Source organism: Nostoc sp. EspVER01 (assembly GCF_034530635.1).
Classification (GTDB): domain Bacteria; phylum Cyanobacteriota; class Cyanobacteriia; order Cyanobacteriales; family Nostocaceae; genus Nostoc.
On sequence record NZ_JAVRCS010000016.1, the window covers coordinates 38,423 to 52,971 of the forward strand.

General features: G+C 42.8%; 14 protein-coding genes. 6 read left to right on the plus strand and 8 right to left on the minus strand.

Annotated elements, in window-relative coordinates; all coding sequences use genetic code 11:
• Nucleotides 1-15: 15 nt before the first annotated feature.
• Together RMX69_RS15705 and RMX69_RS15710 are read left to right on the plus strand one after the other, a co-directional pair.
• On the plus strand, nt 16-153 hold the full coding sequence (locus RMX69_RS15705) for a hypothetical protein (protein WP_289796393.1): 138 nt from the start codon (nt 16-18) through the stop codon (nt 151-153).
• 276 nt (nt 154-429) lie between these two features.
• Nucleotides 430-1,167, plus strand: a complete 738-nt coding sequence (locus tag RMX69_RS15710) for a hypothetical protein (RefSeq protein ID WP_322637991.1) — start codon at nt 430-432, stop codon at nt 1,165-1,167.
• 206 nt (nt 1,168-1,373) lie between these two features.
• Here the strand turns inward: RMX69_RS15710 and RMX69_RS15715 are convergent, their stop codons facing one another.
• Nucleotides 1,374-1,856 carry a DUF4385 domain-containing protein gene (locus RMX69_RS15715; RefSeq protein WP_322637992.1) on the minus strand — a complete coding sequence of 161 codons (483 nt, stop codon included), beginning with the start codon at nt 1,854-1,856 and terminating at the stop codon, nt 1,374-1,376.
• 77 nt (nt 1,857-1,933) lie between these two features.
• On the opposite strand from RMX69_RS15715, the gene RMX69_RS15720 reads away from it, so the two are divergent.
• The gene (locus RMX69_RS15720) at nt 1,934-2,401 is read left to right on the plus strand and encodes a VOC family protein (protein ID WP_322637993.1); all 468 of its coding nucleotides are present in this window, start codon (nt 1,934-1,936) and stop codon (nt 2,399-2,401) included.
• 28 nt (nt 2,402-2,429) lie between these two features.
• On the plus strand, nt 2,430-2,720 hold the full coding sequence (locus RMX69_RS15725; protein WP_322637994.1) for a hypothetical protein: 291 nt from the start codon (nt 2,430-2,432) through the stop codon (nt 2,718-2,720).
• Nucleotides 2,721-2,833: 113 nt separating this feature from the next.
• Here the strand turns inward: RMX69_RS15725 and RMX69_RS15730 are convergent, their stop codons facing one another.
• The 6 genes from RMX69_RS15730 to RMX69_RS15755 all read right to left on the minus strand — a co-directional run bounded on the left by RMX69_RS15730 (nt 2,834) and on the right by RMX69_RS15755 (nt 9,607).
• Complete coding sequence (locus RMX69_RS15730; RefSeq protein WP_289799950.1) at nt 2,834-3,583, minus strand: class I SAM-dependent methyltransferase; 750 nt, start codon at nt 3,581-3,583, stop codon at nt 2,834-2,836.
• Between the two features lie 140 nt (nt 3,584-3,723).
• A complete protein-coding gene (locus tag RMX69_RS15735) occupies nt 3,724-5,136 on the minus strand; it encodes a TolC family protein (RefSeq protein ID WP_289796400.1) in 1,413 nt (470 codons plus the stop codon).
• A 117-nt stretch (nt 5,137-5,253) separates the two neighbouring features.
• Complete coding sequence (locus RMX69_RS15740; protein WP_289796401.1) at nt 5,254-5,925, minus strand: ABC transporter ATP-binding protein; 672 nt, start codon at nt 5,923-5,925, stop codon at nt 5,254-5,256.
• A gap of 106 nt (nt 5,926-6,031) precedes the next feature.
• Complete coding sequence (locus tag RMX69_RS15745) at nt 6,032-7,312, minus strand: ABC transporter permease (RefSeq protein ID WP_409878825.1); 1,281 nt, start codon at nt 7,310-7,312, stop codon at nt 6,032-6,034.
• A gap of 22 nt (nt 7,313-7,334) precedes the next feature.
• Nucleotides 7,335-8,948 carry an efflux RND transporter periplasmic adaptor subunit gene (locus RMX69_RS15750; protein WP_322637995.1) on the minus strand — a complete coding sequence of 538 codons (1,614 nt, stop codon included), beginning with the start codon at nt 8,946-8,948 and terminating at the stop codon, nt 7,335-7,337.
• A 101-nt stretch (nt 8,949-9,049) separates the two neighbouring features.
• Nucleotides 9,050-9,607, minus strand: a complete 558-nt coding sequence (locus RMX69_RS15755) for a hypothetical protein (RefSeq protein ID WP_289796403.1) — start codon at nt 9,605-9,607, stop codon at nt 9,050-9,052.
• Between the two features lie 571 nt (nt 9,608-10,178).
• On the opposite strand from RMX69_RS15755, the gene RMX69_RS15760 reads away from it, so the two are divergent.
• Complete coding sequence (locus RMX69_RS15760) at nt 10,179-11,072, plus strand: tetratricopeptide repeat protein (RefSeq protein ID WP_322637996.1); 894 nt, start codon at nt 10,179-10,181, stop codon at nt 11,070-11,072.
• A gap of 228 nt (nt 11,073-11,300) precedes the next feature.
• Here RMX69_RS15760 and RMX69_RS15765 read toward each other — a convergent pair whose 3' ends face one another.
• On the minus strand, nt 11,301-11,705 hold the full coding sequence (locus RMX69_RS15765) for a response regulator (protein WP_289796406.1): 405 nt from the start codon (nt 11,703-11,705) through the stop codon (nt 11,301-11,303).
• A gap of 283 nt (nt 11,706-11,988) precedes the next feature.
• Here RMX69_RS15765 and gyrA point away from each other — a divergent pair, with 283 nt between their 5' ends.
• Entirely contained in the window at nt 11,989-14,541 is a 2,553-nt protein-coding gene (gyrA, locus tag RMX69_RS15770; protein WP_322637997.1) for a DNA gyrase subunit A, read from the plus strand.
• Nucleotides 14,542-14,549: the final 8 nt, after the last annotated feature.

Here is a 14,549-nt window from a genome sequence, read left to right on the forward strand (position 1 = left end):
ACGGTGAAGGTTAATGTGGAAACTATTGCTGTCAGCCACGCCCCTAAACTCACCTTCGCCCTCAGTCAACAGCAGACTTTTGAATTACGCTGTGATTATGGCTCACATCGCCTGGATAAAGCGGAGGTTTATGGGGGCTGGTTTGGCGAGTGACAATCACTTAAACCTGTAAATTGCTTTGCATCCGGGAAAAGAAATTCAATTTGGAACCGAATTTTGTAATAACAATTCCACTTGATGAGTCTCCTGTGTGGATTTTCGGTACTTTCAGATGCGTTTACCCAAGGACAATCTCAATCCTGGCAAAATTTAAGTTTTAATAAGCACCGTATTTCCTCACAAGTTCCTCACAGTCTTTTTATAACTTCAAGATAGAGATGCTCAACTTTTTCAAGAGATAAATCTTAATATTGTTTTTATGAAAACTGTATGACTTTACAAATTCCTAATGAAAATAGTCAAACCAATACCGATACCCAAAGCACCAATCCAACTGAAAACCGAATTAAGGAAGCTGAAAAAGTAAAAGTAGATTTTCTTCTTAAAGAATATGAGGTATTACGACAAGAGATTTTAGATAAATTTAAAGGTCGTAGTAATCTTATTAGCTCTGGTGTTGCAGCTTTAACTGTTTTTATTACAATACCTAATATACTACAAAAAAATGATAATGTAAGTAGGATAAGTGATACAATTACTAGTTTTGATCTCTTCTTTTTTCTGATTTTAGTACTATTGATTCCTTTGGCGTGTTCTTTAATAATATCATTCTGGACAGCTTATTCATCAACAATAGCTACCATTGGTTTGTATCTGACACATATTGAACAAAGAATTGAAAATTTATCACCAGATACTTCATCATTTCATCCCAAAAAAGAACTTATTCATTGGGAGAATTTTTTACGCCGAAATAATTCTAAAAGGTTGCAAGAACTCATTACAAGTGTTGGTTTTGTTGCAATATTCTCATTGATTGCAATATGTTCATTAATCTTTGGCTGTACAACTTTTTTACCAAAAATAAATCAAGATAAGATAAACTTAGTTGTATTCAATGGATTTACATTCATTGGATTATCATGTATTATCTACGGTTTACATTCTAGTATTTTCAATATAAAACTGATATTCAAAGGATTTTCAAAAGTCAGAAATCCTTTATGAGAAAGGGAGTGTTAAAAAGTCGAATTGATTGAAAATATACTTTAAGTTTGAAAAGTATTAGGCGAATAGAATTTGCTACTACACAAACGTTTGCGAACAGCGTCTCGTAGAGAAGTCCACCTCCGTGGGTTACAAATTCCTGAGTCCGCGCACGCAGGCGGACTTTGTTTGTGTAGCCACGATATCTAATCGCTAAGTATATTTATTTACAAAGGTGAAATGCTTTCATACATCTGCTTATGCTTGGCTAAAAGCTCTTGATATTTCTCATTTGTCTTTGCTTCTACCCACTTGGCTTTAAATATTGCTGCCGATTCCGCTTTCACTAAGTCTACTTCATAAGGAAGAATTTCTTTTTTGGAACCTGAATCTTCCGAATTTTTTTTATACTTCCTGCCGCTTTTATGATTAGCATAACGGCGAGAGCGAGTATAACCCATTTGGATAAACTTTCGTGCCATATCCGCGCCGACAAAATCATCTTTATCTAAATAATCAAGAAAAATCTCGTAGATTTTTTCACTCGATTCTCTAGCAATCTCAGGAGTTTTGAACCGCCAGTAAGGAAGAATTTCTGATTTGTATGGTTCAACCAAAAGTACACCCTGCTCACCCTTGCCAACACGATAGAGTTCAGGATGTTGGCGAAAATCAATATTTTTAAAGTCTAAAGAATAATCAAATGGCATGATAGATTTTTATTATGAATACTAAACTTTAAGTAAAAAGTTCAGCTTCTATCAAAGTATTGAGATTTTGTTCTACTATGCTATCTAGCACCCAATCCGCGAACAGTGTCCTTGCGCCAGGAAATCTGCGTAAGATACATCACATTGCCCTCAACGTCAAGGATATGCAAGCTTCCCGCTACTTTTATGGCACAATCCTGGGTTTGCATGAACTCACAGGCGACGAAGTACCCGCAACCCTGGTGGAACTTGTCGCATCTGGGAAAGTAGCCAACTTCATCACCCCGGATGGTACAATCCTGGATTTATTTGGGGAACCAGAATTATCACCACCAAATCCAGACCCCGAAAAGACCTTCACCAGAGCCTACCATCTAGCCTTTGACATCGATCCGCAGTTATTCGATCGCGCGGTGACAGTGATCATAGAAAATAAAATAGCGATCGCACATGGCCCTGTCACTCGTCCTACTGGCAGAGGAGTGTATTTTTACGATCCAGATGGCTTTATGATTGAAATTCGTTGCGATCCAGAAGCTAGTTAACTTAAGGGTAATAACAAAAGTATCTACTATGACCGCGAAACTCACGCAAATATTTAAAGTAATTGAAGACGCGATCACAAAACCGCCAATTCCACACGAACCATACAAGCAATCATTGAAAGCCTGGGCAATGTATTGTTTACGAGACAAAGGTTTTATAGTCTCTTATGCTCAAAATGCTGACTTTGCCATTGAAAGAAAACGTGAAGAAAAGCTATATTTTAAAGTTTCAAACAGCCCCGATGATTTAGATAATTCTATTAGCTGGATTGTTTGGGATAGTGCAACCAAAAGCGCCAGTCTCATTCCCCAAAAATAGATAGCAAGGCTTCTAAAAACTTTTTGGTTTACTGAACTCAGGAACTTCCCCCATTCGTCTGCACGTTGGACTAGTTCATGAATCCTCACAAGTTCCTCACATTTATTTTCTAATTACGAATTAGTATTGGGTTTCTCAAACACCATTAAATGCTGTTGAGGTAACGAGTTTTTAGTTTCCCGCCAAACCAAACCAACAGCTTGCATTTCTTTGCGAACTTGCTTTTGAGTCATCTTGTGCAGACGTTTAATCATAATAAAAGGATTTTCACCTCGATACTCAACCAGCACCACCTTCCCACCTGATTTAAGTGCTTTCACAATTCCTTGCATCACTTCTTGGGGATACTCAAGTTCATGATAAGCATCCACCATTAAGGCTAAATCGATACTTTCAGATGGTAAATTGGGGTCAGTAAAAGTGGCTAAAACAGGCTCAACATTAGTGATATTTTTCTCTTTTTTGAATAACTCAATAATTTCCAACATTTCTGGCTGAACATCTACAGCCAACACCTTACCTGCTGTTAATAACGGCGCGATGCGAAAGCTTAAGTAACCTGTACCAGCGCCAATATCTGCCACCACATCATTAGGTTTGAGATTGAGAAGGCTGACTACTTTACTTGGCTGTTCCTCTCCTTCTCGGCTGGGACGTTCTAGCCAGCCAGCGCCAGTGTATCCCATAACTTGGGCTATTTCGCGCCCCATGTAGTATTTGCCGATACCATCTGGACTGTGGATTATCCGTTGTTCGTAAACAGTGGTGGATGAAGAGGCGGCTTGTGCTGTCAGGGTTGGGTTCAGCAGCGAACAACTCAAGATCGCAACAAGAGTTACTATAAAGTAGAGAAAATTTGACATTTGGTTCCTAATACCAATCGGAAACAAGCATTCGACAAATAGACCATTTGTAGAGACGCGATTCATCGCGTCTTTACCCAAGAATATGTTGCAATCATTAATTGAATTGGTATAACACATCTGACTACAGCTATACATTCTTAGCGCGAAGCCCTGGATGTTACCGATCTTTGTAAATTAGCTAGAGCGCGATTGTAATCCAAAATAGCTGCGATGCGATTACCTTCTGCTCTTGTCAGGTCATTTTCAGCATCAATTACCTCTGTTTGAGTGCCCACACCAGCTTGAAATCTTAATCTTGCTAAATTCAAAGCTTCTCTTGCTTGATTTAAGGCCACACTAGAAGTCTGCACATTATTTAAATTGGATTGCAATTGAGCATAGTACTGTTCTACATCAAAGCGAATTAGGTCGCGCTGGTTAGCAAATTGAGTCTCTGCGATCGCAATATTAACTTTCGACTGAGCTGCCCTTGCTCTTGCTGCTCCCCCATCAAACAAAGTTAGATTTCCTTGAAGTCCCACTGAATAGCCATCAGTAATGCTAACACCATCGTCATACCGATCTAGCAGGTTGTAGTTTCCTGCCAAACTAATTTGCGGCCCTAGCTGTGAAAGTGCCTGTCGTCGCTGTTGCTCGGAAATATTACGTTGTGCTAATTGCTGTTGCAACTCTGGACGATTTTGAAACGCTTGGACAATACTTTGTTCTACCGTCTGCTGCCAAAGACCCGCCAATTGTACGGGATCTGAGGCACTGATCTCAGATGACTGCGATAAACTTAACAACGTGGCAAGCTGACGACGGGCAATTTGCTGCTGTGAGATCGCATTAGTAAGTAGTTGTTGGGCATTTGCTAAATTTACCTGAGCTTGCAGCACATCGAACCGCGTCCCCACTCCAGCCTGTTCTCTAGCTTGAGTATCCCGCAAACTAGCTTGGGCATTTTGCACAGCAGACCGATTAATTCTGACTTGTTCATCTGCTTGTTGCAAATCGTAGTATTGAGTGGTGGCATTCAACTTAATTATCAAAGCCTGACTTTCAACATTTAATTCATCTATCCGTAGCTGTTCCTCTGCGGCTCTGATAGTCGCTAGCGTGTTCCCAGAAGTATAGAGATTATAATTCAGTTGTGCTGAACCATTAAAAGAAGTGCTGGCTTGAGACGAATTGCTCTTAAAACCATTACCACTATTAGTCACACCACTGTTAATACCAAGAGTAGGAAACAAAGCAGCTTGAGACTCGCGTAGCGCCGAGCGACTGCGTTCTAGCTGTAATATAGCTACCTGTAAGTCTCGATTGTTACGTTTTGCTAGTTCCAAAGCTTGTGCCAAACTGATTGGCACAGTTCCCTGAATCCTTACTTCCTCCGGTTTAGTCGGAAATTGCAGAGGGTTGGGATTGGGGTTGAGGCGATCGGGAACTTGTACAGAGCTTGAAGAATTCTGTGCTTTTGGCGGAGTTGTTGCACTTGCTGCATTTGGAAGAAGAATCGCGAATGCGACAGTAACCCAGGTAAAATGCACGAATAATAAGCTGAAATTCATAATCTAGATGTAGTAATTAATTAGGTTCTTTTGAGGATATAATCAAAAGTCTTCATCCTGATTGACCTACAGAGATTTAAATCTTAAATTCTTCCTCCAAGGGTTAATCTTAACAAATTAGCCGACAATCAAACCATCCTGAACTCGGATAATCCTTTGGGTTTGAGCAGCAATATCAGGTTCATGAGTGACAATCACAATCGTGATTCCTTGGTTATTAAGTTCAGTCAGTAAATTCATCACCTCATGGGAAGTTTCAGTATCTAAAGCTCCTGTCGGCTCATCTGCCAAAACTAATGCAGGTCGGTTAACCAAAGCACGAGCGATCGCGACTCGTTGTTGTTGTCCCCCAGATAGTTGACTAGGACGGTTAGATATGCGTCCCCCTAATCCTACTTTTTCTAAGGCTTCTAATGCTCTTTCCCGGCGTTTTGGTTTGGGCAAGTTAGCGTAAACCATTGGCAACATGACGTTTTCCAGTGCTGTCGCCCGCGCCAATAGGTTAAATTGTTGGAACACAAAACCTATCCTTTGGTTGCGGATATAGGCTAATTCATCATCATCAAAAGTCGTCAGGTTTCTGCCTTCAAAAATATAGTCTCCAGTTGTCGGGCGATCCAGACATCCCAAAATATTCATCAGCGTGGATTTACCCGAACCTGACGCACCCATAATTGAGACATATTCTCCTTCCTCAATAGAGAGTTCAATCCCCTTGAGTATGGGAACACTAACTTCTCCCAAATAATAGGTTTTAGTAATGGATTCCATCCAAATCATTGTTGGCATAAGAATTAGGAGTTAGGAGTTAGGAATTACGAATTACGAATTACGAACTTGTACTGAGCGACTTGTGCCGAGCGAAGCCGAGGTAAGCCGAAGTATTACGAATTATTTAGTCGCTTCTTAAAGCGTTAATTGGATCTAATTTAGAAGCGTTCCGTGCTGGAATCACCCCAGCAACTAAGCCAACAGATAACGAGAGTACAAAGCCAGCAACGATCGACAAAAAAGAAATTACAAAGGGAAATTTGAAAACGCTTGAAGCCACAAAGGCTAATAAAACGCCAGTGACCATGCCAATACCTCCGCCGACAATGGAAATCACGATCGCTTCCGCTAAAAATTGATTGAGAATGGCTGAATTAGTCGCTCCTACGGCTTTGCGAATCCCGATTTCTCGCGTCCGCTCGACCACAGAAACGAGCATAATGTTAGCAATACCAATACCACCAACCACTAGAGAAATTCCAGCGATCGCTACCACCATTACTGTAAATAAACCTACAATATTAGTGAAGGTACTAACAATATCAGCTTGATTGGTCAGTCGGAAATCATCAGCTTGCGGCGGATAAATATTATGACGCAGCCGTAAAAGATTGGTAACTTGAAACTGAGCGGCTTCTAATTCTTCCTGATTAGCGCCTTTGACTAAAATTCCACTTACAGAAACGCCCACCAGGGCATTATTCCCAACTAGTCTCTTCGACATACTAGTTAGAGGGATGAAAATCTGGTCATCTCGATCCATCGGCCCCTGGGAACCTTTAGGTTCCATCACCCCAATAACTTCGTAAGCCTCTCCCTGAATCCGAATTCGCTCACCGATAGGATTTACACCCTGTCCAAAGAGCGTGTTTTGGACTGTGGGGCCAAGAATAGCTACCTGTGCGGCAATATCTAATTCTTCTTGAGTGAAATATCTCCCTTGCTGGGGGTTGGTATTTCTGACTTCTGGGTAGTTCAAATCTGTGCCATAAATGGTAGTTGAGGTGTTCTGTCCTGCATAGACAACTTGAGCGCTGCGTTGGAGATAAGCAGAAACCATCTGTGCTGATGGCGCTTGTGTAGCGATCGCCTGTGCATCTTCCCAAGTCAAGGTGCTGCTAGAACCGACTCCTTGACGGACATTCCCGCTTCTTGCAGCACCCGCTAAGATTTGGATCACATCTGTACCCAATGCTTGTATCTGTTGTTCAACCCCCTTTTGCACTCCCTGACCAACAGAAGTAATCGCAATAACTGAAGAAATCCCAATAATCACGCCCAACATAGTTAGACATGTGCGTAATTTGTTACTCCACAGAGTCTCTGCCGCCATTGTCAATATTTCCAGCAATGGTACTGTGCGGGTATTCTTCGCTTTGTAAAAGCCCTTAAATATCTTAAACATAATGTTTTATTTAAAACTAATTTTAAGGGGAACCACCGCCTTGAGAACGACCACCACCGCTAGAACTGCCGCCGGAACGACCTCCGCCGCCACCTGTTCCTCTTCCGCCTCCTCCGGCTCCTCCACCTCCACCTAAACCAGGGAAAACTCCTCCTCTTGGTGTTGATTGTGGACGCGATCCTGGTGGAAAACTGAGCAATACCCTTTCGTCTCCTGTCAATCCAGACTTAACTTCGGTAAAGTTATTCGCGGTGACGCCAGCCTCTATGCGAGTAAACACAGGTCTGTTATTTTTTCCTTGCACAAAGACGCCTGTAGCATTTTCTTGGCGTACCACTGAAGCCGTTGGTACTACTAAAACATTTTCAACTTGACCGACTTGAAAATCTACTTCCGCATTCATCCCAGACCGCAGTAGTCTTTGAGGATCTGATAGTGATACTCTGACTTCAAAACTGGTGACGTTTTGCTCGACAATTGCTTGGGCAGCAATTTGGCTTACTTTACCTTCAAAGGTCTTTCCTGGATAGGCATCTGCTTGAATCGAGACTTTTTGACCAAGGCTAATTTTAGAAATATTTGTTTCCGCTAAACTTGCGACAATCTCATTTGTTGAAGCGAGAGACAAGATTGAAGAAGAAGAAGAAGAAGCTACTTCACTACTGGCAGTTGTAGGTGTCACGAAAGCACCTGGATCGGCAAACTTCTTTGTCACCACACCATCAAAGGGTGCGCGAATGATCGTGTCATTGATTTCGGCTTGGATGTTTTGCAGTGAGCCACGAGCCGATGTTACCTGGGCGCGGGCTGCGTCAATATCTTCTTGGCGTGTACCCGCTTTTACAAGTGCCAAAGCTTGCTGTCTCTGCTTCACTACAGCCCGTGCTTGCTCAACGTCTTCTGGACGCGACCCGGCTTTTTGCAGAGCCAGTGCTTGCTGTGCTTCATTTACATTAGCTTGGGCGCTGTCACGATTGGAGCGGTTTTGGTTGAGAGTCTGAAGGGAAATACCGCCTGCATTGTAAAGTTGCTGATTGCGAACAAAATCATCTTCTGCTTGGCGAAGGGCGGCTTGAGCGCTTTGCAAGCGTGCCTGTGCTTGGGCAATATCTTGAGAGCGATTACCTGCTTGTACCTTTTGCAGATTCGCCTCGGCTTCGTCTAATGCTCCTTGTGATTGGGCAATATCTTGAGGACGATTACCTGCGATCGCTTTTTGCAAATTCGCCTCGGCTTGTGCCAATTGTCCTTGAGCAGAGGTAAGTTGCCCCCGAAGATTGGAATCATCCATGTAAGCGACAATCTGTCCTTGTTTAACGATATCTCCTTCTTTCGCCAGCAGCCTTTTTAAGATGCCGGAATTTTTCGGACTAAGGTTGATTGACCGCTCAGGCTTCACCGTTCCGTTCGCTGAAACTGTGATTGTTAAACTCTGCCTTTGTACAGGTCTTGTCAGCACCCGGCGGCTGGCTTGTTGACGGGGAGCAACCGTTACTTGGTAATAAACGGCATAGCCAATTCCACCCAAAAGGCAAAGAGCAATTAGCCAAGAGAGCCAATTAAGTCTGCTCTTTTTTTTCTTTACCTCTGGAACTAAAACTGATGAATCTACGGTATTTTGTGTATCAATTTTCATATCCATTTTGTCTATAAGGAACGGCTACCGAGCTACTTATTCACGGCTAAAACTATAGCCTGGTAGCCTAATACTGACAATGATTTTGAGTTTTTAGTGTTTTAAAGGTTTATTTGCAGTACTAATCCACTAGGAAGTCTGAAATAATCATCACGCACTCTCACTAATCTCCCAGCAGGAACAATTTCCTGATTGGGAAGCAGAATATCCCCGTTAGGAAGTCTGAAGTAACCTTGATTACGCAGTCTGACTATGGATCTAGAAGGAATAATTTGCCCATTGGGATATCTGATATCACCATTACCAAGTCTGACTACTCTGCCATTAAATTGGTTATCACGGTTCCAATTATCCCGATCTCTAGGGTTTCTGACTTCTACAGGATAGGATCTACCATCACGGTTCCAATTATTATCCCTGTCTCTAGAGTTTCTGACTTCTCTAGGATTGGGTCTGCCGTCACGGTTCCAATTATTATCCCTGTCTCTAGAGTTTCTAACTTCTCTAGAATTGGATCTGCCGTCGCGGTTCCAATTTTGATCGCGATCGCCAACAACGTAGACTTTCGTCTGGGCACTTGCAGGTGCAGTCAAGAGAGTAGGAACAATTATCAGAGCAGCAGCAGCTAATACTATCGATATACGGTTTGGTTTCAACATGGAATTGACTCCTTATTTGTATTAAAGTTCTAGATTGCTGAAGTTTGAAGTCAGCAATCTTTTAGACAGTTGTTTTGGCATTAAGGTGTTTAATATTTACCTCGTCGTATAAATTCATACATAATAATTATTGATCAAAAAGTTGAAACCGATGTATGACGAAAGTCACTAGTAATTCCAGGCTGATGTATGACCAAAGTCATCAGTTTTTTTTTAATGGGCATTATCCCGCATTTCTCACAAGCTCAAGGCGTTTGATGGAGCAAAGGAGAAGTAATGAGTAATGAGTAAAAACTTCTTACTTCTTACTCATTACTTCTCCCCGGCACTTGCGCAGGCTTTAAGAGGTGTGGTGATAAATCCGGGATTATGCATTGGACATTGGGATTAGGGTGGAGGTGATAGGTGATAGGAAATAATCTGCACCCTGTAACCTCTACCTATTCCCTTCTTCACTCCCCCTACTCCCCGCATTCCTTTCCCAAGATTGGTAAGATTTTGCTGCCGTCAAGAGCGGAGATCGTTTAAGCTAGCTGAAAGATTCTTTGATTAGTGGCTTAAAGGCGGTAATGTGCCTAAACATGTTCGTTTGATTTCTCTTCTGATGGTTTGTAGTTTGTGGAGTATGCCAAAAGCCGCTAACGCGCAGGCATTAATACCCCATACACTGCAACTAGATGCGACAAAGTTAGAAAAGCAGGGGTTGAGCTTGGCACAAGAGGCGGCTCAACTAGCTCAGTTTCAACAGGTTGACTTAGCTTTGCCACGAGCGCGGCTGGCTAGTCAACTGGCTCCTGGGAATGATAAAGTATGGTTGCTGTTAGGTGGATTGCAACTGCAAACTAAAGAGTTTGATAGTGCGATCGCTAGCTTGAAAAAAGCACAATCTATCAACCCTAAAAATGGTGATATTCTGTTTGCTTTGGGTTCAGTTAATTTTCAGCAGAAAAATTACCAGGCTGCTGCTGTCAATTATCAAGAAGGTTTGAAGTTAAAACCCAATAATCCAGAGGGTTTATTTGATTTGGGTAATGCTTACTTTATGCTGGGTCGATTGCCAGATGCGATCGCCCAGTACGATAAAGCCGTCTCTCAAGATAAAAAATTCTGGCCGGCGCTTAACAATATTGGTTTAATCAACTACGAACAGGGTAATATCCCCGAAGCGATTAAGCGATGGCAATCTGCTGTAACCCTTGATAAACAAGCAGCAGAACCTTTATTGGCCTTAGCGGTGGCACTGTATACTAAAGGCGATCGCCAACAAGGACTAACCTTGGGAGAAACTGCACTCCGTATCGATTCGCGCTATGCTAATTTAAATTTCCTCAAAGAAAATCTCTGGGGCGATCGTCTACTGTCTGATACGAAAAAATTCCTAGAATTACCCCGTATTCAAGCAGCCCTACAGCAACCAGCAAACTCATCATCAGCGCCTACGCCTAGAAAACAGCCTACTCAATAGGTAGTAATGAGTAATGAGTAATGAGTAATGAGTGAGGAGTGCTGAGTTTACGAGTTCAAATATTTAACTGTTAATTCCAAACTTCTAACTCCAAACTCTTTACTCAGCACTCACTACTCAGCACTTGCCTAATAGTACCTTTTCGTAGTACATCTATACTAGATAAATACAGGAACTATCGCCCAAAAACATTTGCGGGCGAGTATTCCTGAAATAAGTCGTTAATTCTTAGTTCTCGTCTGTGGGTAGAAGTGCGATGATTTGGTCAACGAACTGTTGATGGTCAACAACTGGCTTAGAAATGTAGCCATCAGCACCGCTTTGCTTGAGAAAGTTCTCGCGATCGCCTTCCATAGCATGTGCTGTCACCAAAATTACAGGCAAGTTTGCTGTTTTCGGATCAGATTTCAACATTTGTGTAATCTTGATTCCATCAACAGATTTGCCTTGGTAAACACTTCTGGACAGAGAAACATCCATCAAAATCAGGTCGGCTTCTCCTGATTGGGCAATTTTTATAACTTCTTCGACATTTTCAGTGTGTTTTACACCCAAGCCGCCACGCTTGGACAAAATTTTGGAAAAAACACGAGCATTAATTAGATCATCTTCGACAATTAAAACAGTTTTCATGAGAATTTTAGTTATAGAGGTGAGGAGATTAAAGAATTCCAGAATTCAAAATTAAGAAATGCAATCATTGTAAGTATGATGGCTACTAAGTTTATGTAGATTATACTCGTGTGCATCCTTTTTAATAGTCAATTGCATCCTCGTCATCAAGGATGATACTACTGCTTTTTCTTCTGCGACTATCAAAATTTTGTTATGAATCTCATTTCATCCGTTATGCTGTGGTTGCCGCAGTGTTGAGTTCCATCGGCTTTTGTGTAGTTAAATTTCAGGGAAAAAACTCATGGCAAAACAGTTAAACCTTCTCTCAACGGGACAGGTAATTCCAACAGCCCTGCACACCGAGATGCAACGGTCTTATCTAGAATATGCCATGAGCGTGATTGTCGGGCGAGCGCTACCAGACGTGCGTGATGGCTTAAAACCAGTGCATCGGCGCATTTTGTATGCAATGCACGAACTTGGTTTAGTACCAGATAGACCTTATCGAAAATGTGCCCGTGTAGTGGGTGATGTGTTGGGTAAATACCATCCCCACGGCGACCAATCGGTTTACGATGCCTTAGTAAGGCTAGTGCAGGATTTTTCTAGCCGCTATCCTTTGCTGGCAGGACACGGTAACTTTGGTAGTGTCGATAATGACCCGCCAGCAGCGATGCGCTACACAGAAACGCGCCTCGCACCGATCAGCCATGAGGGAATGCTGACAGAAATTGGTGAAGAAACTGTGGAATTTGTCGGGAACTTTGATAATTCCCAGCAAGAACCAACGGTGTTACCTGCTCAGTTGCCGTTTCTGTTACTTAATGGCTGTTCTGGTATTGCTGTAGGAATGGCGACGAATGTACCACCCCACAATTTGGGGGAAGTTGTCGATGGGTTAATTGCCTTAATCGACAACCCAGAATTGCCAGATGAAAAATTATTTGAGCTAATTCCAGGGCCAGATTTTCCCACTGGTGGGGAAATAGTTGGTGAGACGGGAATTCGGGAAGCATACACCACAGGTAAAGGTGGAATTTTGCTACGGGGAGTCGCGACTCTGGAGGAAATTCCAGCCAGTCGGGGAAGCAAGCGACGGTCGGCAATTATCATTACAGAATTGCCTTATCAAGTGAATAAGGCTGCCTGGATTGAGAAGGTAGCGGACTTAGTAAATCAAGGACGTTTGCAAGGAATTTCTGATCTTCGAGATGAGAGCGATCGCGAAGGGATGCGGGTAGTAATTGAACTCAAGCGCGATACCAATCCCCAAGAAGTTCTCCAGCATTTGTATCACCAAACTGCTTTACAAATGACTTTTGGGGCGATTCTCCTCGCAATCGTGGATGGACAACCCCGCCAGTTAAGTTTGCGCCAACTGTTGCAGGAATTTTTGAAATTCCGAGAAGAGACGCTGAACCGCCGCTACAATTACGAGTTGGGTAAGGCCCAAAGTCGTGTGCATTTGGTGGAAGGTTTGCTGAAAGCGCTGTCTAATTTGGATGAGGTAATTCAAATTTTGCGCCAAGCTCCCGATGGTAGTACGGCAAAAATTAATCTTTGTAACCAACTGGATTTGAGTGAGGTACAAGGAGATGCAATTCTAGCGATGCCGTTACGCCGCCTCACGAGTTTGGAACAGCAAAATTTGCAGCAGGAATTTGAGCAAATCAGCGAACAAATTAGCTTGTTGGAGCAATTACTCAACGATCGCCGCGAATTACTCAAGGCGCTGAAAAAAGATTTGCGATCGCTCAAGCGCAAATATAACGATCCCCGACGAACGAAAATTGGAGAGGAGCAGAAGTCTAGAGCGGAGGAGCAGAGGGGCAGAGGAGCAGAGGGGCAGAGGAGCAGAGGGGCAGAGGAGGAGGAATTTAAATCTTCTGAACCAGTAGAGGAAGCGATTTTAGAATTTACCCAACGGGGTTATGTCCGCCGCACTCAGCCATCTGGGAGAAAGTCAAAAGCTGAAAATGGTCTGCACGATAATGACTTTATTATCCAAACTGTGTTGACTGACACGGGGAAAGACTTGCTGATACTAACTGGTAGCGGCAAAGTCTATCCGGTAAATGTGGGAGAAATTCCCCCAACCACTGGACGTTCTCCACGGGGAAAACCTTTGATTACTATGCTCAGTAGTACTGCTCAAAGCGCTCAAGAAGATGTGGTCAGCCGCTTTTTGCTGCCGGAAAATTTTGAAACTAGGCAGATGATTCTCTTAACAAAACAGGGAAGAATTAAACGTCTGTCTCTGGGAGAATTTACTAACTTAACTCGGCGCGGCATCACGATTTTGAAGCTCAAAGATGATGATGAATTGTCATTTACCCAGTTCACCGCTCCAGGGGCGCATCTTATTTTAGCTAGTTCCGGTGGACGAATGTTGCGCTTTGCAGTCAATGATGAACAATTACCAGTCATGGGACGCACAGCGATGGGTTTACAAGCATTTCGACTATTGAAAAATCAGCAAATGGTTGGCTGTGTCACTGTCGGTAAAGATGACCAATTACTCTTAGTTACTCAAGAAGGATATGCCAAGCGGATGGCTGCGAGTCAGTTGAGAGCAGCTAATCGCGGTGATTTGGGGACGCAAGCGCTGAAATTTGCTAGCAAAACTGACAACTTAGCTGGTATGGTCATAGCGATGCCTTCTCTACGAGACGCTACGCGAACGGCGGGCTACGCCAACGCATCTGGCGAGGTAGCCTTAGTGACGAATAAGGAACGGGTAGTGCGGATACCTGTGGACACAGTGCCGCTTTTAGGTAGAGATGTGAAAGGTGAAAGTATCCTCCAACTCAACCGTGATGAAAAAATTATCACTGTGGCTGAAGTGCGATCGTAAATTAGGTA